This is a genomic window from Salmonella sp. SAL04157, from assembly GCF_046551635.1.
Taxonomy (GTDB): Bacteria; Pseudomonadota; Gammaproteobacteria; order Enterobacterales; family Enterobacteriaceae; genus Salmonella; species Salmonella enterica.
On the sequence record NZ_JBGDVS010000002.1, the window covers coordinates 117,558 to 138,426 of the forward strand.

The 20,869-nt window shown below is 51.5% G+C and carries 24 protein-coding genes; all 24 read left to right on the plus strand.

All coding sequences use genetic code 11. The annotated features are described in order from the left end of the window. Positions 1 to 60 precede the first annotated feature (60 nt). The 24 genes from ACLJRE_RS04070 to ACLJRE_RS04185 all read left to right on the plus strand — a co-directional run bounded on the left by ACLJRE_RS04070 (position 61) and on the right by ACLJRE_RS04185 (position 20,862). A complete protein-coding gene (locus tag ACLJRE_RS04070; RefSeq protein WP_023233167.1) occupies positions 61 to 564 on the plus strand; it encodes a hypothetical protein in 504 nt (167 codons plus the stop codon). Between the two features lie 114 nt (positions 565 to 678). Continuing rightward, positions 679 to 894, plus strand: coding sequence for a hypothetical protein (locus ACLJRE_RS04075; protein ID WP_058108913.1), 216 nt, complete (start codon positions 679 to 681; stop codon positions 892 to 894). A 95-nt stretch (positions 895 to 989) separates the two neighbouring features. Then, on the plus strand, positions 990 to 1,961 hold the full coding sequence (locus ACLJRE_RS04080; protein WP_410957320.1) for a terminase small subunit: 972 nt from the start codon (positions 990 to 992) through the stop codon (positions 1,959 to 1,961). Continuing rightward, positions 1,951 to 3,222 (plus strand): hypothetical protein, encoded by a 1,272-nt coding sequence (locus ACLJRE_RS04085; RefSeq protein ID WP_010835733.1) that lies wholly within the window; start codon positions 1,951 to 1,953, stop codon positions 3,220 to 3,222. The genes ACLJRE_RS04080 and ACLJRE_RS04085 overlap by 11 nt, the downstream gene beginning before the upstream one ends. Next, positions 3,222 to 4,652 (plus strand): anti-CBASS protein Acb1 family protein, encoded by a 1,431-nt coding sequence (locus ACLJRE_RS04090; protein WP_001150142.1) that lies wholly within the window; start codon positions 3,222 to 3,224, stop codon positions 4,650 to 4,652. Before ACLJRE_RS04085 ends, ACLJRE_RS04090 begins: the two co-directional genes overlap by 1 nt. Beyond that, on the plus strand, positions 4,624 to 5,499 hold the full coding sequence (locus ACLJRE_RS04095) for a hypothetical protein (RefSeq protein WP_010835735.1): 876 nt from the start codon (positions 4,624 to 4,626) through the stop codon (positions 5,497 to 5,499). The genes ACLJRE_RS04090 and ACLJRE_RS04095 overlap by 29 nt, the downstream gene beginning before the upstream one ends. Continuing rightward, entirely contained in the window at positions 5,500 to 7,074 is a 1,575-nt protein-coding gene (locus ACLJRE_RS04100) for an NUDIX hydrolase (protein WP_410957323.1), read from the plus strand. Positions 7,075 to 7,094: 20 nt separating this feature from the next. Then, positions 7,095 to 7,967, plus strand: a complete 873-nt coding sequence (locus tag ACLJRE_RS04105; RefSeq protein ID WP_058108915.1) for a hypothetical protein — start codon at positions 7,095 to 7,097, stop codon at positions 7,965 to 7,967. 17 nt (positions 7,968 to 7,984) lie between these two features. Next, on the plus strand, positions 7,985 to 9,016 hold the full coding sequence (locus ACLJRE_RS04110; RefSeq protein WP_001110972.1) for a major capsid family protein: 1,032 nt from the start codon (positions 7,985 to 7,987) through the stop codon (positions 9,014 to 9,016). 64 nt (positions 9,017 to 9,080) lie between these two features. After that, the gene (locus ACLJRE_RS04115; RefSeq protein ID WP_410957325.1) at positions 9,081 to 9,566 is read left to right on the plus strand and encodes a hypothetical protein; all 486 of its coding nucleotides are present in this window, start codon (positions 9,081 to 9,083) and stop codon (positions 9,564 to 9,566) included. A 12-nt stretch (positions 9,567 to 9,578) separates the two neighbouring features. Further along, the gene (locus ACLJRE_RS04120; RefSeq protein ID WP_001114360.1) at positions 9,579 to 10,004 is read left to right on the plus strand and encodes a hypothetical protein; all 426 of its coding nucleotides are present in this window, start codon (positions 9,579 to 9,581) and stop codon (positions 10,002 to 10,004) included. Continuing rightward, positions 10,001 to 10,432, plus strand: coding sequence for a hypothetical protein (locus ACLJRE_RS04125; protein ID WP_223229658.1), 432 nt, complete (start codon positions 10,001 to 10,003; stop codon positions 10,430 to 10,432). Before ACLJRE_RS04120 ends, ACLJRE_RS04125 begins: the two co-directional genes overlap by 4 nt. Beyond that, positions 10,416 to 11,354 carry a hypothetical protein gene (locus ACLJRE_RS04130; protein WP_079898115.1) on the plus strand — a complete coding sequence of 313 codons (939 nt, stop codon included), beginning with the start codon at positions 10,416 to 10,418 and terminating at the stop codon, positions 11,352 to 11,354. Before ACLJRE_RS04125 ends, ACLJRE_RS04130 begins: the two co-directional genes overlap by 17 nt. Positions 11,355 to 11,358: 4 nt before the next feature. After that, positions 11,359 to 12,753, plus strand: a complete 1,395-nt coding sequence (locus ACLJRE_RS04135; RefSeq protein WP_080213899.1) for a hypothetical protein — start codon at positions 11,359 to 11,361, stop codon at positions 12,751 to 12,753. Between the two features lie 3 nt (positions 12,754 to 12,756). Beyond that, on the plus strand, positions 12,757 to 13,194 hold the full coding sequence (locus tag ACLJRE_RS04140; RefSeq protein WP_001133547.1) for a hypothetical protein: 438 nt from the start codon (positions 12,757 to 12,759) through the stop codon (positions 13,192 to 13,194). Beyond that, positions 13,194 to 13,781 (plus strand): hypothetical protein, encoded by a 588-nt coding sequence (locus tag ACLJRE_RS04145; protein ID WP_000268743.1) that lies wholly within the window; start codon positions 13,194 to 13,196, stop codon positions 13,779 to 13,781. Before ACLJRE_RS04140 ends, ACLJRE_RS04145 begins: the two co-directional genes overlap by 1 nt. 123 nt (positions 13,782 to 13,904) lie before the next feature. Beyond that, entirely contained in the window at positions 13,905 to 15,959 is a 2,055-nt protein-coding gene (locus ACLJRE_RS04150; protein ID WP_080213900.1) for a hypothetical protein, read from the plus strand. Further along, a complete protein-coding gene (locus ACLJRE_RS04155; RefSeq protein ID WP_000011138.1) occupies positions 15,959 to 16,675 on the plus strand; it encodes a hypothetical protein in 717 nt (238 codons plus the stop codon). The genes ACLJRE_RS04150 and ACLJRE_RS04155 overlap by 1 nt, the downstream gene beginning before the upstream one ends. Continuing rightward, a complete protein-coding gene (locus ACLJRE_RS04160) occupies positions 16,672 to 16,947 on the plus strand; it encodes a hypothetical protein (RefSeq protein ID WP_000061271.1) in 276 nt (91 codons plus the stop codon). The genes ACLJRE_RS04155 and ACLJRE_RS04160 overlap by 4 nt, the downstream gene beginning before the upstream one ends. Then, positions 16,947 to 17,987: a hypothetical protein gene (locus ACLJRE_RS04165; RefSeq protein ID WP_046891340.1), complete on the plus strand. Its 1,041-nt coding sequence runs from the start codon at positions 16,947 to 16,949 to the stop codon at positions 17,985 to 17,987. The genes ACLJRE_RS04160 and ACLJRE_RS04165 overlap by 1 nt, the downstream gene beginning before the upstream one ends. Then, entirely contained in the window at positions 17,984 to 18,700 is a 717-nt protein-coding gene (locus tag ACLJRE_RS04170) for a hypothetical protein (protein WP_000026342.1), read from the plus strand. Before ACLJRE_RS04165 ends, ACLJRE_RS04170 begins: the two co-directional genes overlap by 4 nt. Continuing rightward, positions 18,697 to 19,029, plus strand: a complete 333-nt coding sequence (locus ACLJRE_RS04175; RefSeq protein ID WP_058108920.1) for a hypothetical protein — start codon at positions 18,697 to 18,699, stop codon at positions 19,027 to 19,029. Before ACLJRE_RS04170 ends, ACLJRE_RS04175 begins: the two co-directional genes overlap by 4 nt. Further along, the gene (locus ACLJRE_RS04180) at positions 19,026 to 20,252 is read left to right on the plus strand and encodes a baseplate J/gp47 family protein (RefSeq protein WP_046891338.1); all 1,227 of its coding nucleotides are present in this window, start codon (positions 19,026 to 19,028) and stop codon (positions 20,250 to 20,252) included. The genes ACLJRE_RS04175 and ACLJRE_RS04180 overlap by 4 nt, the downstream gene beginning before the upstream one ends. Next, positions 20,236 to 20,862: a hypothetical protein gene (locus ACLJRE_RS04185; protein ID WP_000729406.1), complete on the plus strand. Its 627-nt coding sequence runs from the start codon at positions 20,236 to 20,238 to the stop codon at positions 20,860 to 20,862. The genes ACLJRE_RS04180 and ACLJRE_RS04185 overlap by 17 nt, the downstream gene beginning before the upstream one ends. The last annotated feature ends 7 nt before the right edge of the window (positions 20,863 to 20,869 follow it).

Here is a 20,869-nt window from a genome sequence, read left to right on the forward strand (position 1 = left end):
ACTGGCCCTGGTATGTGTGTCCCTCGCCGGTTGTACAACGCTTTATTATCGGTAATGACTATGCGCCGTATATTAGCCACCGCTGCCGCACTTTGTCTTGGCGGCTGCATTACTGTGTATGGTCCGGTTAAAACGGGAGGGCAGCAACAGCAGGGCAGCCAGACCGGGCAACAGCCAGGGATGAGCGAACAGATATCAACCTCTTTCATCGGTAACCGTAAACCGGATGAGTTGCTGAATGCCGTGGCGCTGTATTTCAGGGAGAAGGCCATCACAGCCAGTGTTAACGACCAGACCACAGGGATTATCGCCGGTACAGGGGATGACCCGGAACTGAGTTCGTTGTATCTGGATTGTTCACTGTTACCGCAGACACAAAATATCCAGGAGCATTACCGTATCGTCGCGCAGGTCTGGAGTGCCGGTGAAGGCAGTAATGTTTCGGTAATGGTGACAGGCACTGCCGGACTGGATACTGCCGACGGTAACGACAAGGTGAAACCGGTGGAGTGTAAAAGTACCGGGATATTTGAGAAGGATTTGCTGGAACGGTTACGTAAGTAAGCATTACAGCAGGCATTCCCTGAGTGTCTGCGATAATGCCCTTGAATTATGTTGTGAAATCCCCATTTATATTTTGTAGCCCACCACTTCGGCAGGGTAAAAAAGGGAATTGAAATGTTAAAAGATTATTTTGCGAGATTAACGACAGATCAAGAAAGGCGAGTTATGGCTGTAGAAGCTGCATTAGAGATCGCAAAAGCTTCTGTGAGCGCGCCATCTTCCTATACTGGTATTAAAACTGAGTTTGATTTGAAGAAAGTCGCATCAGAGATTAACGCCTTAGCTGACGCTATCCAGGACGCTCTGGAAACCGATGATGACGAAGAGTAATTTTTCTATCTGATTAATTACCCGCTACGGCGGGTTTTTTATTGCCATCACCATGGGGAGTCCCATGTAATGGTTTTAACTTCAGGTGCAGAATTATGGCAAAACCGGACTGGGGAGCACTGCAACACCAGTTCCTCGCCGAGCATGCTAAATCCGGTATATCCCCAAAAGACTGGTGTGAAGCGCAGGGACTGAATTACGCTACTGCCCGCCGTTACATCAAGAAACCGACTGCGCAAAGTGCGCAAAAAAATGCGCAGAAAAAAATGCGCACTGCGCAGGCAAAAAAAAGCGCAGAAAAACTTCTTAATAGTGAATTCACTCCCCAACAAAAACGCTTTGTCGCTGAATACCTCATAGACCAGAACGCAACAGCCGCAGCAGAGCGCGCTGGTTACAGTGACGCAAGCTACGGTAGGCAACTCCTAACATTACCTCACGTTGCGCAGGCAATTGCGCAGCAGCAAAGAGATTCACTGGTGCGCACTTTGGCGAGTGCAGATGAAGTGCTCGAAAAAATGTGGCAGCTCGCTACGTTCGACGCTAACGAAATCTCGCAATATCGCCGTGGATGTTGTCGTTACTGCTGGGGCTTTGGTCATAACTACCAATGGCGTGATGTTATTGAGTTCGAAGAGAGGGAAGCGGAGGCAAAAGCCAAAAAAGGGAAAGAGCCGGACGATGCTGGCGGATATGGCTACAACCACAACCGCGAGCCTAACCCTGATTGTCCCCGATGTAATGGTGATGGTGTAGGACGACCTCATTTCGCTGATACCACCAAACTGTCCCCGATAGCCCGCCTTGCTTATTCCGGTACGAAACTGGTGAAGGGCGGTATCGAGATATCGACCATCAGTCGCGAAAAAATGTTTGAAGCGATTATGCGGCGCCTGGGGCTGGCTGAATCCGAACTGGCGCAACGGTTGTTGGATCTGGAAATCCGAAAACGCACCGCCGAGGCTGAACGTCTGGAACAGGAAGTTGAGCTTAAGCGTAAAGGCAAGGGCAAAGACGACGAGCCGACAGTGGTCATTAAACTGGTGAATTCCCCTGATGGCGACTGAACATGTTATTGAGTTCCTGCCGTTCCATGCGGGGCAGAAGAAAATTTACCGTTCTCCGGCAAAGCGAAAAGTCATCCGTGCCGGGCGCCGCTTCGGTAAAACCACGATGCTGGAGCAGGCTGGTGGAAACTGGGCGGCTCGTCAGATGCGTGTTGGCTGGTTTGCGCCGTCTTATAAAATCCTGTTGCCGTCGTTTAAGACCATCCGTGACCTGTTAAAGCCGATCACGATTAGTTCCAGTAAGACCGATTCGATTATTGAACTGATTGGCGGCGGTCTGGTTGAGTTCTGGACGCTGGATAATCCCGATGCCGGGCGCTCCCGAAAATATCACAAAGTCATTATTGATGAGGGCAGTCTCGTCAAAAAGGGCATGAGGGATATCTGGGAACAGGCCATTGAGCCGACGCTGCTCGACTTTGACGGCGATGCGGTGATGGCCGGTACGCCGAAAGGCGTTGATGACGAGAATTTTTTCTATCAGGCCTGTAATGATAAATCGATGGGCTGGGAGGAACATCATGCGCCGACTGCGGCTAACCCGACAATTAATCCGGCGGCGCTGGCCCGAATTATCGATGGTCGCCCTCCGCTGGTGGTTCAGCAGGAATACAACGCTGAATTCGTGGACTGGCGCGGGCAGAACTTTTTCAAGCTCGACTGGTTGCTGGAGAACGGCGCGCCTGTTGATTATCCGTTTTCCTGCGATACGGTTTATGGTGTTGTTGACTGTGCGCAAAAGGGAAAACTCCAGAACGACGGATCCGCGTGTATCTGGTTTGCGCTGGATAACCTGCCGTCGCCACACCTTATCATTCTGGACTGGGACATTATCCAGATTGACGGGTATTTCCTGAAAGACGTTGTGCCGCAGTGGGAAGGTAAAGCTAAACACCTTAGCGAAATCTGCCGCGCCCGTATGGGGACCACAGGCCTGTTTATTGAGGATAAGGCAACCGGCATCACCCTGTTACAGCAGGGCGCTAACGAGGGCTGGAACGTCCACCCTGTCGACAGTGAGTTAACGTCACTTCCCAAAGAATCCCGCGCCATCAACATTTCTGGTTATGTGGCGTCCGGGAAGGTACGCATTTCTAAATACGCCTTTGACAAAATCGTTGAGTACAAACAGTCGAAGAAAAACCATCTTCTGACGCAGGTACTCCAGTTCATCATTGGTGAAGAAAACCAGGACGACGATCTGTTTGACTGCTTTAACTACGGTGTCGCGCTTGGTCTTGGTAACGGAGAGGGGTTCTGATGCAGGACGACGACGATATTTGCATGGGCAGCAATGCTGGCGTCCTCAGCAAGATTCTGGAGGGCGGGAGCATTGAACCCGGCGCGCAGGCGGGTTATGAGCTCTGCAAGCTGATTTATTTGTTTCATCCGCTGGGCGGAAAGATGGTCGACCGCCCGATAAAACTGGCGATGTCGGAACCGCGAACTGTACATGTTACTCGTGGACCTGAAAGGCGCCTGCGTGAAGCTTTCGAGCGCGAGTGGAAAGCGATTAAAGCCGATCGCATCATTGCCAATACAGCGCGTCAGTCCCGAATTTACGGTGTTGGCGCTGTGGTGATGCTTGTCGACGGAGAGCCAACGAACGAAGCTGCTGAGTTTGAGTCGCTGTATAAAAAGTCCATCACTTTTAACGTGCTGGACCCGATGAATACTGCTGGCTCAATTGTGATGAATCAGGATCCAAATTCCGCTGACTTTCAAAAGGTCGGGAATGTAACAGTCGCCAGTAAGCCATATCACCATAGCCGGTGCTGTGTGATGATGAACGAGGATCCGATTTATCTGGCCTACACGCCATCATCATTCGGCTTTGCCGGGCGCAGCGTTTATCAGCGCGCGCTGTATCCGCTGAAATCATTTATTCAGTCCATGCGCGCTGACGACATGGTGACGATTAAAGCCGGACTGCTGGTGGCGTTCATCAAACAGGCCAGCTCTATCGTCAATAACATGATGCAGAAAATGTCCGGCATTAAGCGCTGGATGCTGAAACGCGGTGGCAATGGTGATGTATTGCAGGTGGGGGAACACGACAAAATTGAATCTCTCGACATGCAGAATCTGGAAAAACCGCTTGATACCGCCCGTAATCACATTCTGGCGAATATCGCGACGGCGGCAGACATGCCCGCGATTCTGCTCAACAGCGAGACGTTTACGCGCGGATTTGGTGAAGGAACAGAGGACGCAAAAGCGGTCGCCCAGTATATCGACGATGTGCGCAAAGATTTACAGCCGCTGTATGATTTTTTCGTTCGCATCGTTCAGTACCGGGCGTGGTCGCCTGAGTTTTTCGAGGCGCTGAAAAACGATTTGCCGGAATACAAAAGCATCAGTTGGGAGGCGGCTTTCAGTTCCTGGGTGAACAACTTTGATTACGTCTGGCCGTCATCGCTGAAAGAGCCTGAAAGCGAAAAAGTTAAAGTCGATGAAACACGCTTTAAGGCGATTACTGAGATGTTGACTGTGCTGTTGCCACAACTCACCAAAGACCCGCAAAACAGGGCGACACTCATTAAATGGGCCTGTGAGAACGCCAATATGAACGAAAACCTGTTTGCGGATCGTCTGGAACTGGATTACGAGCAGCTTGAACAAAATCCGCCGGATGTAACACCGCCTGGTGAGGGGAATTTTGATGAACTCCTTTCTGAAAGAGCTGCGTGACGCGATTAAATTCTTTCTGGAACATGGTTACAGCAGTGAAGAAAGTCTGATTATGTGGACTGAGCGCCTGCGTAATGCCACTGAGGATAAAATCGGCGGCGATGATTTTTACAGATATGTGTCCCGGCGTCTGACTGCTGCTTACGATCTGGAAGTTGGCCGGGAGAGGGCACTTAAGCGTCATCCTGGCGTCAGCCGTTTCACACTGAATTATCTTGAACCAAAACTGCGGGCAGAGCTGGACAGGCGGATTATGGCTTCTGCCGACCTGATAAAGCTGAACCGTACACAGGCTGTTGACCGGACAATTCAGCGTTTCAGTGGCTGGGCAACCAGCATTCCTCCCATTACATCGATAAGTCCCGGTTTATCCGCTTCATCGCGTTCTGGCGTGGTTGCCACAAGCCAGCACATCGCCAAATCAGCGCGGCAGATTGATTTTGAACGGCGCCGCGTGATGGTGGACCAGACACATAAGCTGATTGCCAATATCGATAACATCATTGCGACCGATGGCGGGGCGATTGCGGCGGTGTGGCACAGCCACTGGCGCCAGCCCCATTATGACTATCGGGAACCACACAAAGACCGCGACCTGAAAACCTATGCGATACGCGGTAACTGGGCGTTGAAGAAAGGATTTATGAAGGCGGGGCCGGCTGGCTATCTCGATGAAATCACTCAACCGGGCGAAGAGGTATTTTGTCGTTGTTACCTGACATATATCTACAACGTGCGCAGTCTGCCGGATGAAATGAAAACCGAGAAATGGCGAAAATTTACTGAGGGGAATATGTCAGTCGGTCGCCGAACAGCAAATTTTGAAGGCTTCAGAAATGGAGGATAAGTGAACACCTACGCTGCCGGGATCCTGTTTAAGTCTGGCGGGAAAATATTTCTGGTTAAGCGTGGGGATGATGGTTCGTGGGCGGTACCGGGCGGAAAACTCGAAGAGGGGGAGACGCCTGAAGCCGCGGCAAAGCGTGAAGTGCTGGAAGAATGCGGGTTTGATTATTCCGCACCGCTGACGCCTCATACCCTGATTGATGGCTATATTACCTACCTCGCAGATGATGCTGAGCAGTTCGACGCAGTACTGAACGATGAAAATCAGGCCTGTGGCTGGTTTTCTCCGGATGAACTGCCGGAGCCGTTGCATCCCGGCATGGTGGCAATGCTTGATGCCGAACCACTCAATGAAAAGGACGTTGCCGGGCTTATTGCCGACGGGCAACTCACATCCCCGCAGTTTTTCAGAAATATGTACCTGTGGGCGCTGCGTATCACCGGAACGGGTGTTACCTGGCGTTCTAAGTTCAGGCAATACGCTTACCGCTCTCCCGAGAATTACCTCACTGATGATTTCCTCGCCCGGTGCTCTGGCCTGCCGGTTATCTGGTTGCACCCGGAGAAAAATACGCTGAACAGCGAGGAGTACGCCGCGAGGACTATCGGTGCGATTGCATTTGCCTGGATCCAGGGTGATGAGGTGTGGGGAATGGCCCGCATCTACGACACTGACGCCGCCACGATTCTTTCAACGCGGCAACTGAGTACATCCCCCACGGTGACGGGCGGCGATGACGTTCTGATCAACGTCGACGGCGAGCCGCTGCTGCTGGAGGGGAACCCTGTTTTACTGGATCACTTGGCTATTTGTGAGCAGGGCGTCTGGGACAAGCTGGGGGAACCGACGGGAGTTAAATCCGACACACTTTTGAACGAGGTCCAGAAAATGGATGAAGAAAAAGTATTAGCACTCATTAACCAGGCGCTGGACGCTCGCGAAGCCCGCGCAAAGGCCGACGCCGAGGAAAAAGCAAAAGCAGATGCTGAAGCAGCAGAAAAGGCGAAAGCTGATGAAGATGCCGCCCGACTCAAGGAAGAGGAAGAAAGGGCGAAGGCTGACGCCGAAGCAAAGGCCAAAGCGGACGCGGAGGCAGAAGAAAAAGCCAAAGCGGATGCCGAACTGGAAAAAATCCGCGCAGACATGGAAGAAATGAAAAGTCGTGTGCCGCAGGAACTCAGTGATGAAGAGCGCAATGAAATCGCTGATACCCAGTGTAAGGCCGACAGCGTGTTTGCTTCATTTGGTGAGCGCGCGCCGCAGCCGATGGCGGGAGAACGCGCTATGCCATACCGCCGTCGCATCATGACTCGCCTGCAAAAATATTCTTCAGACTATAAAGAAGTGGATCTGCATGCCATCGCAGACAGCCAGCTCCTGAGTATTGCGGAGAAAAAAATCTATGCCGATGCGCAGGCATCAGCGGCATCCAGTCTGGAGCCCGGCGCCGGGTTACGTGAAGTCATCCGCACCGACGCCACCGGACGCCGTATCAGTACCTTTATCGGCGATCCGTCCGCAACATGGGCACCGTTCCAGGCTGTCAGCCGCAAAGTCGCTGGCATCAAACAGTAATCAACCGGAGAACAATAAATATGGCGAGTGCATTGTCAGTTAATCCAATGCAGACCACTAACGCGCGCGGCACGTTCTACGCGAAATCTGATGGTCTTATCCAGGGCGTGGCGCTGGACGATCCGGCGGCACGTTATGCGCTGGCATCCGGTACCCTTGCCAGTGATGAAATAAAACCTTTGTGGGGCGGACTGCCGGTTAACGAACTGGTACCGGGCGCCTCTTCTGCACCACGTGGCAGCATTATGAAACGCGCAGCCAGCCTTTCACAACTGGTGGGCTTTTCCGTGTTCAACCAGGCACACAACGGCCTGACCACGCCGCAATCCCCGGTACCGCTTCTCCTCAGCAATATGAGCGTGTCGTTTTATCGCCTGGGCTCAGGAATGCGTGTTCCGGTCAAAGCCTCTGATGCCGTGATCTCTCTGGCCAGCGCGGGGATTTCTGTTAATCAGCCGCTGGTGTGGAATTTTGCGGAGGATTGTCTGGATGTGTTCAGCACTGCGGCGGCAGATGTGGCTACAACCGCTATTACCTGGACTGCGCCTACCGCAAATTTAGCGGGATTTGCGACCGCGACGACTGCCAGCGCGCACGGCCTGAAAGTGGGCGTTTATGTGGATATTACAGGCGCGGCTCCTGCTGCATATAACGGCATTGTTCAGGTGCTCAGTGTTCCTACGGCAACCACATTCACCTTTACCCCGGTTTCAGTGCCTGCAGGCAATGCAACCACTCAGGGAACGGTAGGCGCGGCAAAAGTGCAAGACGTTGCCCTTCCGGTAAAAATCATCGAAATGCAGATGGGTAACAGCAAAACCGTTTCTTACGATTCGGCAACGGGTTTTGCTACCTGGAACGACAGCGGAAACGCTGCGGTAATTCTGCTGTAATCAGGAGAGGCTAAGAAATGCCAGCTATTACACCCGCTTATCAAATTGTAAATCCGTCGTACATCATGCCGGAAATGATCCTGTCGTATCAGCAGGCATCCGGTGCGTTTTCTGTCATGGCAAGCGGTAACCCGCTGGTTCGCCTGGCAGACGGCGACCAGTACGTTTATATGAAACGCCTGGATATTCGCACTCAGGTCACCTCAAGCCAGTCAGGTAACGCCAACCAGTTACCCTCTGTGGCACTGGAGGCGCGAATGGTCAGCACGCCGACATATATGTTCCGTGCCCGCGCCATTTACGATCATCACGATATGGCCGCAGCGGGAAACTGGGGGATTGCGCTTCCGGAAGCCCAGCGACTCGGTACCCGGCAGGCGATTTTTCAGCAAATGCGTAACGCGCTGCTCTATGGAATGAACCCGGCGGGCGGTGAGGGGGTACTGAACACCAACGGTGCGACTACTATCAGCCTGCCGGCAGACAGCCGCGGGAACACTACCGTACTTACTTACGATCATGGCGAAATGGCGGTATTCCTGCTGGCGCAGATTCAGGCGATCCGCACCCGAACTATGCAAATGGGCCGGGCGTCACGCATGGTTATCCTCGGACCTCAGCGCACGCTGGGTACCATGGAAATGCAGCAGATCGTTCAGTTGACCAGTTACCAGCGTCCGGGCGGTGGTACTTCCACGGTGAAAGGCACCGTTAATGGTGTGGGGGATGATGCTGATTGTGAAATTGAATGGGGTTATGACGATACGCTGATTGGTGCCGGGGCAAACGGAACGGATGCGATCGTCATCGCCATGCCGGAGGTCGAGCGCCCTGAGGTTAACGCGAAAATCAACACCAACGAATTCGCCAGACTGAGTCCGTCACTGGAAGCCACATCACTGATGCTGTGCGACATGGCGGCACCGCGTGAAATTCCCACCCCGATTGCGGGCGGGGCGATCGATGTGCTTTCCGAACTGCGTTCCACCTCTGGCTGGGTACTTCGCCCTGAAGCGCTGACTATCATTTCGATGAAGTACAGCGATTAATTTTCCCTCGCTGATTTCCCTGCGTGCCGGAGGGTGCGCGGGGATTTTTTACCCAGGAGTAAACATGAAACTGTACATCGCCAACACCACCAAACAGCGCCACGATTTCGCCTGGCGCAAGCCGGAGACGGGACGTCTTGTTTATCACCCGATTAATGCAGGCTCTCAGGCCGTTGTCATTGACGGTACCCGCGCCGAAATCGACCTTATTATTCAGCAGCACGCCGATTATGGTCTGATTGATGCGACAAAAATCGACCAGAACCGTATTTATATCGGGTTGTGTTACAGCATTGATAAGCCGGTGTCGTCGAAGGTTATCGAAAAGGCCATGCGGGATAACGATGGTCACCTGAACCGTGCAGCGCACGATCGCCGTCAGGCTTCCGTACTGGCAACAAATAACGCACTCACTGAGCAGGAAAACGGCTATCTCGGTGAGCTGGAAGTCAGTGTAGAGCAGCGACTGAACGCCACCGATGACCGTGACGAAACAGCGTTTGTTGATGAAACACTGGCGGTTAACACGGGAACTAAAAAGAAAAAATAAGCGGGGTGTGTCATGCCTGAACTGGCCGGATTTATCCTGTTTATCCGTAATACGATGGGAGTTAATGCCGACGCGTTAGCCGATGACGATCCGGCCGTTAGTCTCTCCTGGTCAATGTCCCTGGACTGGGTGAACCGGCAGATCGCCTGTATCAGCCCGGTTCTGTATTCGCAGGCTGTTTATAACCTCGCGGCCTCCTTTCTGCTTAACTTCGGTCCTGAAGTCGCTTTCGGTCCGGTACGCGAAAAACTGGGTATCAACAATTTTACTGCTGGCGTTATCAGCGCCTCTTCCGACGAATCAACCAGTCAGACGCGGGTTGTCAGTGATGCACTGAAAAACCTCTCTCTTGCAGATCTGCAACAACTCAAAGACCCGTATGGTCGGTGGTATCTGGCAATTGCGCAGCAGTACGGCGATTTGTGGGGGCTGACGTGAAACTGCACCTGGGCGTGATGGATATTCCCTATGAAAACGAGAATACGACTACTGGCGATGTGGCCGAAATTCTTGAAGGGAAATACCGGATCATGCAGACGTTCTTTGACCGCCACGGCGAGGAAATTGCACAGATGATGAGTAATGACCTTGCCGCCGGTCTCGAAAATATGCTCGCAGGCGCGCCGCTTCCTGCGGATCCCTTCGCGGAATCCATGTCACAGGCGCATCACCTCTTTGTCGCTTTCCTTGATAACGAGGAGATGAACGGCACAGAAGGTGTGCCTACTGCCCGCGCACTGGAGGGGATTAGCAAGCGTTTTAAAAACAGGAAAGGGGAACCGCGGCCCTCTTTTATCGATACCGGTATGTTTCAGGCGTCAATGCGCGCCTGGGTAAGTGGGGTGCTGAATGCCTTCCCTCAGTGAACTCTCTCAGGCTAAAACGGAACTCAATGCGTCGCTGGTGCAGGGGCTGGATGATATCAGCCGTTCGGCATCTGTTACGTTTACTAAATATGTCCGGAAAGTGCTTCCCCTTGATGGCTTTGTTTTCTGGGTGAAGGCGTCAGTTCTTGCGGATGATCCTGATACTGAACCGGATACAAAGGAGGTAAAAGGCTATCTGCACCTGACTACTGAATCTATCCAGGATGAAGAACAGCTCTACGATAAAAATGTGGTGACCTTCACCGCGCAGGCCGATATTGATCCGTTTAATGATATTGGTTCTGAGGTGCTTTATATCGGGGAGTTTTACGGCATTCAGTTTGCTTTCTCGCGCCGTTCCGGGCTGAACGAACCAGCGAACATTTACCATTATACCGGACATGCCATTTATCCGCATATGATGTCGCAGATTATTAATTCTGCCGACGATATCGATCTTGCGGATGTGGTGGTTTCCAACTCATTACCGATCTGGCTCTCTCTGAGTCATTTCATGCCGATGTACCCGGCAATGCTTTCCGTGCAAAACCTTGAGCCGCCCTACGCTACAGTGAAATGCGGAGAACCGAGCCCTGTGGCCGGAGCCTTCTGTCTCGACGAGAAGCAGAACCAGTATCAACTGGTTTCTGAGGACGTGACACTCACCGTGACAGGGCTGCGTAATGCTGCCGTTGAGGATTTTCTGCGCTATGTGCAGGACTACACGCTCAGCGATAAAGCCGAAATGGGCGTAATGAATATTCCTGTGATACAGGATGAGCGCGTCACGCAGAACGAGCTCAACATTATCGCTATGCGGAAAAAGGTCAAATTCAAAGTTAATTACTACCAGCAGCGGATGAGGAACGTCGCCCGTAAGCTGATCACGTCTGCAATTCTGTCCATTTACGTGGAGAAATAATGTAATGGCAATTGTTAATATTAATGTGTCGGTGACGAACCCGCCAAAACCGACAAACCTGCTGAAATCCGGTGCCATGGTCTCTGCTGGCGGAACTACCCTGACGCCCGGTAGCTTTCAACTGCTGACCTCAAAAGACGACCTGAAATCGTTCATCTCCCCGGCTAAAACTATTTCAGCCATCGCCTGGGCAACCAATACCGTTACCGTCACGCTGGTCGAGTCGCATGGCTGGGCCGATGGCGATGAGGTTCCTGTCATTATTGCCGGGGTCGTGCCGACAGGTTACAACGGGGCATTTACAGCTACGGTGACCGGCGATAAAACCCTGACCTATTTGCTGAACACCGATCCGGGATCTGCAACTACGATGGGAACTGTCACTGCCGTCGCTGCGGGTGAAATCCAGCAGATGAACACCACGTACTGGGCGCAGGGAACCAGCCGGGCGGTATATGTTCTGGAACTGGGGGAACTGAGTGTTCCTGCTGCTGTTGCCGCGCTGGGCGGCTTCATTGATGAAGATATTTCCCTGGGGAACACATACCAGAAATTTTTCTCTTACCTTGTGCCGCGGGAATGGGATACGGAGCAGACCTTTAAAACGCTGGCGAACAACTACACCTCACCAGGTTCGCTGGTTAAATTTTTCGTCACCACGACGATTGCCACTTACGACGCATGGGTATCAGGCAAATATCCGAACGTTTTCGCAGGTGTTGAGGCACCGTCAATCGGCGCAACTGAATTCTCTATGGCTGCGCCGTTCCAGTCCTCTCTGGCAAATGATCCAGGTTCCTCCAATATGGTTCCGCCCATGGCTTATCGGTACATGTACGGCGTGACGGCTTATCCGATAGCAGGTAATAGTACGCTTCTGAAAACACTTAAGAAAAACCATATCAACTATATCGGTACAGCGGCAGAAGGGGGACTCAGTAATAAAATGCTGGAGGCTGGCCATATGCTGGACGGGAAACCATTTAACTACTGGTACTCAGTGGCCTGGTGTGCGCTGAATCTTGAACTGAATCTGGCAAATGAAGTAATAAACGGTTCAAACACTACTGTGAACCCACTTTATTACGACCAGAAGGGGATTGAGCGACTCCAGCGACGTGGGCTTAAAACACTTCGCTCTGGTATCAGTTACGGATTAATTCTTGGTCAGGTAATCGACACGCAACTCATTCAGGCTGATTTCAATGAAGCCTATGAAAAAGGGACTTATGCAGGAAATTCGGTTATCAATGCGGTTCCGTTCGATAACTATACCAGCCTTAATCCCTCAGCCTACGATGAAGGTGATTACGGAGGCCTGAGTGCCGTCATTACGCCGAAGCGCGGCTTTGAATCCATCACGTTTAATCTCAACGTAACCAACTTTGTGGGGGCGTAATAAATGCCAAATCCATTAGTACCGCAGGGCTTTCTTAACCGTGTCAGGGGTGCGGTGACTGTCACGGATATTCCGGCGCTGAATGTCACCGCGTCATTTCTGGGTAAGGATGCGATCAGTATGCGGCCGGATTCGGCTGCAACGGACATTATCCCCACACTGACCGGAACCGTGGGGAGCCAGGTACCTTATCAGCAGGTAACGATCACGATGCATTTACTGCGAACGCAGGGGCTGGCGGCGAGCTATCAGAACCGTTTCGCTTCTGATACGTCGCTGGGAGAGGTCGTTATCACGCCGGATGCCAGCACCTTCGGAAACTACACGGTCCTGAATGCATATCTGGTGAATTTTAATGAACTGACCATCAACGGTATGGATGCCGGATATGTCGTGACGATTTCCGGTTATCTGATCACCAACGATAAAATGTGGGGCTAATGGCCGTGAAAATTGACCGAAAACTGAATTTTGTCAGCACCATCACCCGCGATGACGGCTCACTGGTGTATCTGCACATTGTGCCGTTTCCGTATGAAGTCGTTGAGGAAAATTGCGTACTGCTGGGGAATCTGTTCAATAATTTTTTCTCCCTGGTGGGTTCGGTAGGTGCGCCCCGCGTGGCGGCGATGATGCTGCGAAAAATCATCAAAGCGCGGCAGGAGGCAGGAGATCTTCAGCCAGGAACGCCGAATATTGTCGATGAGATACAGCGTCTGACAACGGTCATCTGGAACGATAACGGAACCTGGAAAACGTCTTCGCTGGAGGCTGCATTCAGGCAGGAAATTATCACCGATGATGAGTACCGGGAAGTTGAGGGCGAGGTCGTTTTTTTTATGGTGAGCTCTGCCATTCAGAAAGCGAACCTGATCGCACCGACGGTGGGGAAAGCGCTCGATATGTACAGTGGGCAACTTGTGTCATTGAGCGCTATGGCGTATCGCGATTCTTTACCGACGTCGAAAACGGCTACCGATACCCCGACCCCGGAAGCCCTGCCGGAACCCTCACACATACCCTCCTGACATGGGCCTCATGCGAAGGCTTCAGTCACCTCTGCCGTGAACTGGGCTGCGGCGAATATAAAAGCCCGCTCCATTTCCGGCAGCGGTTCATTCTGGAGGAAATAAGACGCAAGGGGTATTTCAATGGCGGCTAAATCCATTGTCGAAATTGATGTTCAGGACGAGAAATTTCAGTCGTTCCTGGAAAAATTCAATGAATACCAGAAAGCACTCGGCGAATTACCTGAACAATGGCGGGGGGCGGTTCACGGACTCGGCGAGGCCGCAAAGGAGACAGAACGTGTCCGGGATGGTACGGAGGGGATTACAAAAGCGTTCGCTGATGGCGTTGCGGCGTTAGCATCTGTTAATGACGGCCTCGATCGACTCAACGGTAATCTGGAGAAGGCCACAAAAACCCAGACGGAGTTTAACAAGAAGTCCGGCGGTGCGCGCAATTTCCTGAATAAAGCCAGCAAGGATGCGAAATCGCTGGCAGGTCATATCAAAGATGCCACAACCAGCCTGCTTTCATGGGGAACCGTTCTGGGGCTTTTTTCCGGGCTGGCTGGTGCGGGCGGTCTATGGGGGCTTAACCACCTGGCCGGCAATGCCTCCGCACAACGGTTTACTGCGATGGGGCTGGGGACGACGGCAGGTGGACTTAATTCGACTGCTGTCGATTTTCAGAAAGCGCTGGGTAATCCTGTCGGAACTCTGGGCGCCATACGTGATGCGCAGCTTGATTTGAGTAAACGCTGGCAGTTCCGGGCAATGGGAGTCGATAACCCGGACAGGGATCCTGCTGAGCTTTTACCTGAAATGATAAAAGCGGCGCGTGATATTTTTGTGCGTAACGGCAGTACGCATCAGGGGGCGGAAGCCTACGGGCTGACGAACTATTTCACCCTTGACGATCTGAACCGCTTCAAAAAAATGAGCGATGAAGAAATCGATGCGATGGCGAAACAGGCACAGCAGGACACCCGCCGCCTTCAGTTGACGGACCAGCAGCTTCGCCAGTGGCAGGATTTCAACATTCAGCTCGACCGCAGTAAGGTCAGTATCGGGAATACGTTTATCCGGGGACTGGCACCGCTGGCGCCGGAGCTGGGAAAACTTTCGGATGCCTTTTCCGGCGCGATTGAAACGGTCCTTAAATCGCCGGAACTGGGAAAATGGATTGATGGCCTTTCAGATGGTATACGCCGGTTTGGTAACTATCTGGCTTCCCCCGAATTCCAGAAAGATGTTGAAGCTTTCATATCCGGTGTGGAGCGGCTTGGTCGGGTTATCGGCAAAGTCATTGACTGGATAAGTGGTAAATCCAACATCACGGCGGATGACATTAAATCCCGGTCATCGATACTCAGCGACGAGAAGCGCACCGATCCCGTTACCAGTGTGACTTACACCCCGGGTGGGGATGATGATCCGCGAGTGTGGTCGTGGCTGAAAGGGGTAAAAAAATTCTTTGCATCAGGAGATGTTAAGCCGGTCGACGGGAAACAGGCTGATGTTCATGCTAAGGGGCGAACCATTGCTGACAGGTTCAATAATCCTGCGAATTTACGTTATGCCGCAGGTTATGAAACCGCCAATACCAGAAGCGGGAAATTTGCTGTGTTCCCCAGCCTGGATGAAGGCGTTCTCGCTGCTGCAAAACAACTGCAAATATACGGCACAAAGGGCATCAACAATATCCACGATATTATCAGTAAATGGGCTCCATCTAACGAGAACAATACGAAAGCATATATCGGGCATGTTGTGAATGCGACTGGCCGCAGCGAATTCGAAAAGCTGAATTTAAATGATACCCGGACGCTCGCGAAATTAATTACTGCCATGTCAGTAAAAGAAGGTGCTGGCTCCCGGTTAAGTGAAGGGAAGGTTATACAGATTATCAATAATGCCGGAGGTCATTTTCAGGAATCGCAGAAAAAATCTTTGCAGGATATAAATCCATCCGACAGCGTGCGGGGACAATACCTTGCCCAGTATGGTTCTGAATTGCCCGGTACCAGCACAAGTAACCCTGTCGTACAACCAGTACAACATGGTTCGGGGAAAACTGACCAGATACTGCAACAAATTCTGGATAACCAGAAGCGTGGTCATGCTCAGGGACTTGTTGTTTATAACAATACCGGCGGTAATGCAGTTGTATCCAGTACGCAACTTGGAGGGTTCGGTTAATGTCATTTACCCGCGAGCTCTACAAGCTCGGTTTTGAAATCTCCCCGGTTATTCTCTGCGATGGTGTGGCGCAGAGTATACCCGGCGGCATGTTGCCGATAGTTGCCCTGACCCAGAGCGCCAGCTACGTTTCAGGTCTGATGGGGGGCGCTATTGAACTGACGGATCTGGATAAGTATTTCTGCCACTGGCGAGCGGCGCCCGGTGGGACAATGGTTGATTACGACATTGGTCGTTATCCGTTTGCAAATCAGGCGGTGGCAGCCAACGCGCTTCTCTCGCAGCCGCTGCGCATTCCAATGCTGATGGATGCGCCGGTAAATGAAAACACCGGCGCCATGACAAAGCTGGTCACGCTGAGTTCGTTGCAGGCCGTATTGCAGGCACACGCCAGTCTTGGCGGAACGTTTATTGTGGCAACGCCAGGTATTATTTACAGCAACTGTATACTGAGAACGGTGCGTGATGTTACCGGATCGAATGATGCCTTACCGCAGCGGCAATGGTTATGGGATTTTGAGCAACCACTGCTTTCTGAAACCGGGGCTGAACAGGCGATAAACAGTTATCTGGGCAAGATTGATAACGGGGACAAGGCAACAGAAAGCGCCTGGACCAGTACCATCTCGGCGATTGGTAATACCTCACTCGGCAGTAGTGTATCGGGTGCGGTTATTGGCTTAATCGGAAAACTGAGCGGGGCATTTAATTTATGAGCATGGCGTATTATCCCTTCTCCGGTAACGAACAGAAAAGCATGGTCTTTACTCCCGTTCTCGATGGTGAAGTTTATAACTGCCAGACGAAATGGAATATTGCCGCCCAGCGCTGGTACCTCAATATCACGGATAACTCAGGCCGTCGGCAACTGACAATACCGGTTATTGGTTCCCCAAAGAATTACGATATTAATTTACTGGTGGGGGCATTCAGCAAAACCAGAATGGTATGGCGTGTTTCTGACGGTCAGATTGAGGTATTTAACTGATGCGTTTCTACGACATTCAGATTTTTAATGCTCCGGATGCTAAGGGCAACCCCGGTACGCTGTACAGACAGTACAGTAGCATGAAAAACGGGGTATTTAACCCGGGGTGCCTGATGGTTGAATTCGACCTTCTCCGTTTTGGTGAATCCACTCCCAAAGGGCAGAGCTGCATCACTGTCTGGGGCATCAGTCCGCAGGAAATGCAACAGGCCAGACAGGATATGTTTGGCATGACCATAAAAATGTGGGTGGGAATGTCAAAAGGGTTGCCGCTGGCGAAACCGGAACAGCGTGGACTGGTGCTGGAAGGGACCATCTGGCAGGTGCTGGGGAACTGGCAAGGGACCGAGTTACGGCTGGATCTTATTGTGACCGCCGGCCCTGTGTCTGACGTTAACCCACTACCGCTGGCACCCGTAAATTTAACGGTGCCGTGGAACAAAGGGGTTAAGCTTTCTGTCGCGCTGACGCAATGCTTTCAGACGCTGGGTGACTATCGGTTCTCAGTCAGTATCAGCGATCGTCTGGTGAATAATTATGACAGCAATATGTTTTGCGGCAGTCTCCAGGAGCTTGCGACCAGACTTAACTCGCTGAGTAAAAGCATCATTAAGGACAGTAATTATTCTGGTGTTGAAATAGCGATGGTGAACGGCAGGGAGATCCGCGTATTCGATAACGATTTTGCTAACCACCAGGATAAAGATTCCAAAAAAAGCGCCTCTTACAGAAGTAAAAATCCCGTGCAAATTGAATTTACCGATCTTGTTGGTCAGCCGACATGGATCCAGTTTGGTACGGTATCCATTCCCTGCGTTATGCGCAGCGATATTCAGGTGGGCGATTATATCCGGATGCCGAAGAAATTAAGGCCGATGATCCAGGCATCGTCATACTCACAGTTTCGTGATGACTCGGCTTTTACGGGGGATTTTCTGGTGTCTTCGGTCCGTCTGGTGGGTAACAGCAGGCAACCGGACGCAAACAGTTGGGTAACTGTTATCGAGGCGCATCCAACAGGGGGGATTGCTGCAACATGAGTATAAATAAAAAACTCAATTTTGGCGGCAATATGAATAATTTCGCCGACCAGAAAATAGCCGCCGCTATGCAGATGGCCGGAAAGATTTTACCCGCAGAGGTCGTCAGTCAGTCCGGGAAAATGGTCACTGTTACCTTTTTGCTGCGGGACATTCCTTACACGTTACCTCAGTTGACCATTCCGCTATTCGGCCCCCAGTACATCAGATACCCGATGCAAAAAGGAGATAAGGGGATAGTCATCCCGGCGGATACCTACCTGGGCGGCGCCAGCGGCCTCGGAGGGGGAACGGCTGATCTGACGCCCCCCGCAAATCTCAGTGCGCTGGTGTTTTTACCCATCAGTAACACGGAGTGGGAGAACGTCGATGGTCAGGTACTGACGCTGTACGGACCGGAGGGGGTAACCATTCGTGATGCGAAAAGCAACACTACGTTTCTGCTCACACCGGAAAGTATCACGATTGCCACACCTGAAAAATTCGAAGTGACGGTGGGCAGTACAGTTCTGACGCTCACCGCTGGTACCTGGTCGCTGACAGGTCAGAGTGGAACACTGACTGACAGTGCGGCCAGCACCAGCCCGAAAATCATGCTGGAGGGCTGGGAAAAGCTGGTTCAGTGGGTTAACAGCCACAGGCACAGCAATGGTAATGACGGACAGGATACCGGAGGGCCAACGTCACAATTCAACGGGAGTATTACCGAATGAGGACATACGGACGAGATAAAGACGGGAAGTGGGTAACGGTCACAACTGACGAAAACGGGTTTAACGATTCTGTGTATCTCACAACGCTGGTGCAGAATCTGAAGCTGTCCCCGCAGGAGTCCCCGTTTTTTTCTAACCACGGTATACCGGCTAACGGCTCAGTTATTCAGCAGATACTGCCGACTTTTTATGTTAACCGGCTCCAGCAACAGTTCAGCAAATATTTTTCCTCTCTACAGATTGCGCTGGCGGATGTTGATCCCCCTGTTTACAACATTTCGGCGATTACTAACTCAGGCTCTAAAATAGTGGCTCAGGTGTATGTATGAGTGATTTACCCATTAGTTATGATATTGCCGGCCCTGTTCCTAAAACGACGGATGAGCTCCGGCAACTGGTTATTGATACTGCAACAGCGCTGTCCCCGGGGATAACCACAAATCTACCAGGATCGCTGATTGAAGATATGGTCAGTACGAGCGTCGGTGCGCTTGTGGTATGTGATCAGGCGCGGGTTGACCTGATTAACTCATGCAGCCCGTATTCGGCAAATGTACACCTGCTGGCGCAACTGGGTGATATGTACGGCGTTCAGAAAGGGCAGGGTACCAATACATCGGTTTATGTGGTGTTCAGTGGCCCGCCCGGGTTTGCTATACCGAAAGGTTTTATGGTCGGGGATGGAACCTACACCTATACCGTTCAGCGTGACACGATGATCCCGGAAAGTGGACAAACGGAGCCTGTCTATTGCCTGGCAACAACCGGGGGCTCCTGGGCAGTACCTGCGGGAACTGTAAATCAGATAAAAACCTCAGTACCGAATACATACAACCTGACCTGCACCAACCTTACCGCTGGATTACCCGGCGCGCAGGAACAGACTTTTTCTTCATACCGTGCCCAGGTATTCCAGGCGGGTATGTACGGTGTACAGGGAACGCCTGACTGTTACCGGATTGAACTGAAAAATGTTTATGGTGTACAGGAGAATCTGATCTCATACCGACAGGCATCGCTGGGGGCATGGGTAGCGATTGCTGGTGGCGGCGATCCTTATGAAGTGGCTTACGCTATCTATAAAGCCGTGCCAGATATCTCCGTACTGACGAATGATGTAGTGAATCCATCAGGCGCTGCGGTGGATAAAAAAACGATACCGATCATTGTGTATCCGGATACGTATCACGTGCCGTTTGTAGTGCCATCATCACAAAACGTTACGCTTTTAATCACCTGGAATACAGCCTCAACCAGCTATATCGATCCAACCGGGATTGAAAAAGCAGTGCAGCAAAGCATTGCTGATTACATTAACGGAATTGCAACGGGTGAACCAATAAACATTTTCCTGATTCGGGATATTTTTCTTAATCAGGTTAAGGGGCTTGTATCTTCAAACCTTGTATCAATGATTGATATTCAGGTTGGAATAAACGGAAAAATTGTCCCACCTGCAACCGACTCCAGCCTGGTTTATGGTGATACTTACGCCTATTTTTCCACTTCATCTTCACAAATTCAGGTTAAGCAATATGGCAGCTCTTCTTGAAAGCATTATTCCGGCCTACCCCTATACGCAATATAATGACGATCCGGATATAGTTGCCTTTTTTGATGCTTATAACAAACTGGCACAGGGGTATCTTGATTACTTTAACAACCTGAATTTACCTTGCTGGACCTCCCCGGCGATTACCGGTGAGTTGCTGGACTGGATTGCGGCGGGTATTTATGGGGAATCACGCCCCTTGCTTCAAATCTCCGAGGATGCCATTGCTCGTGGGGCGTATAACACTATTGAGTACAATAATGTCGCGTATGCAAAACTGAGAAATTATGTTCCCGGCTCAGCGTCATATGTTCCGGACGACTATTTTAAACGGATACTGACATGGAATTTTTATAAAGGCGATGGTTCGCACTTCTGTATCAACTGGTTCAAACGACGGCTTGCACGCTTTATACATGGAGCTAACGGAATAGACCCACCTGTACAGTCCACTTTTGATATTAGTGTAATGCCCGATAAGGGCATTTTTTTTGTCTCCATTCCTGACTATGGCGATGGTGTCGGACACTTTCTTAAAGATGCAATTGACCAGTCGCTGGTGAAACTCCCTTTTATTTATACCTATTCGGTAACGGTGGTTGAGCAATGATTATTGG

Coding starts and splice junctions, on each gene's coding strand:
- ACLJRE_RS04070 (WP_023233167.1), top strand. CDS start 61: ATGCGCCGTATATTAGCCACCGCTGCCGCACTTTGTCTTGGCGGCTGC.
- ACLJRE_RS04075 (WP_058108913.1), top strand. CDS start 679: ATGTTAAAAGATTATTTTGCGAGATTAACGACAGATCAAGAAAGGCGA.
- ACLJRE_RS04080 (WP_410957320.1), top strand. CDS start 990: ATGGCAAAACCGGACTGGGGAGCACTGCAACACCAGTTCCTCGCCGAG.
- ACLJRE_RS04085 (WP_010835733.1), top strand. CDS start 1,951: ATGGCGACTGAACATGTTATTGAGTTCCTGCCGTTCCATGCGGGGCAG.
- ACLJRE_RS04090 (WP_001150142.1), top strand. CDS start 3,222: ATGCAGGACGACGACGATATTTGCATGGGCAGCAATGCTGGCGTCCTC.
- ACLJRE_RS04095 (WP_010835735.1), top strand. CDS start 4,624: ATGAACTCCTTTCTGAAAGAGCTGCGTGACGCGATTAAATTCTTTCTG.
- ACLJRE_RS04105 (WP_058108915.1), top strand. CDS start 7,095: ATGGCGAGTGCATTGTCAGTTAATCCAATGCAGACCACTAACGCGCGC.
- ACLJRE_RS04110 (WP_001110972.1), top strand. CDS start 7,985: ATGCCAGCTATTACACCCGCTTATCAAATTGTAAATCCGTCGTACATC.
- ACLJRE_RS04115 (WP_410957325.1), top strand. CDS start 9,081: ATGAAACTGTACATCGCCAACACCACCAAACAGCGCCACGATTTCGCC.
- ACLJRE_RS04120 (WP_001114360.1), top strand. CDS start 9,579: ATGCCTGAACTGGCCGGATTTATCCTGTTTATCCGTAATACGATGGGA.
- ACLJRE_RS04130 (WP_079898115.1), top strand. CDS start 10,416: ATGCCTTCCCTCAGTGAACTCTCTCAGGCTAAAACGGAACTCAATGCG.
- ACLJRE_RS04135 (WP_080213899.1), top strand. CDS start 11,359: ATGGCAATTGTTAATATTAATGTGTCGGTGACGAACCCGCCAAAACCG.
- ACLJRE_RS04140 (WP_001133547.1), top strand. CDS start 12,757: ATGCCAAATCCATTAGTACCGCAGGGCTTTCTTAACCGTGTCAGGGGT.
- ACLJRE_RS04145 (WP_000268743.1), top strand. CDS start 13,194: ATGGCCGTGAAAATTGACCGAAAACTGAATTTTGTCAGCACCATCACC.
- ACLJRE_RS04150 (WP_080213900.1), top strand. CDS start 13,905: ATGGCGGCTAAATCCATTGTCGAAATTGATGTTCAGGACGAGAAATTT.
- ACLJRE_RS04155 (WP_000011138.1), top strand. CDS start 15,959: ATGTCATTTACCCGCGAGCTCTACAAGCTCGGTTTTGAAATCTCCCCG.
- ACLJRE_RS04160 (WP_000061271.1), top strand. CDS start 16,672: ATGAGCATGGCGTATTATCCCTTCTCCGGTAACGAACAGAAAAGCATG.
- ACLJRE_RS04165 (WP_046891340.1), top strand. CDS start 16,947: ATGCGTTTCTACGACATTCAGATTTTTAATGCTCCGGATGCTAAGGGC.
- ACLJRE_RS04170 (WP_000026342.1), top strand. CDS start 17,984: ATGAGTATAAATAAAAAACTCAATTTTGGCGGCAATATGAATAATTTC.
- ACLJRE_RS04175 (WP_058108920.1), top strand. CDS start 18,697: ATGAGGACATACGGACGAGATAAAGACGGGAAGTGGGTAACGGTCACA.
- ACLJRE_RS04180 (WP_046891338.1), top strand. CDS start 19,026: ATGAGTGATTTACCCATTAGTTATGATATTGCCGGCCCTGTTCCTAAA.
- ACLJRE_RS04185 (WP_000729406.1), top strand. CDS start 20,236: ATGGCAGCTCTTCTTGAAAGCATTATTCCGGCCTACCCCTATACGCAA.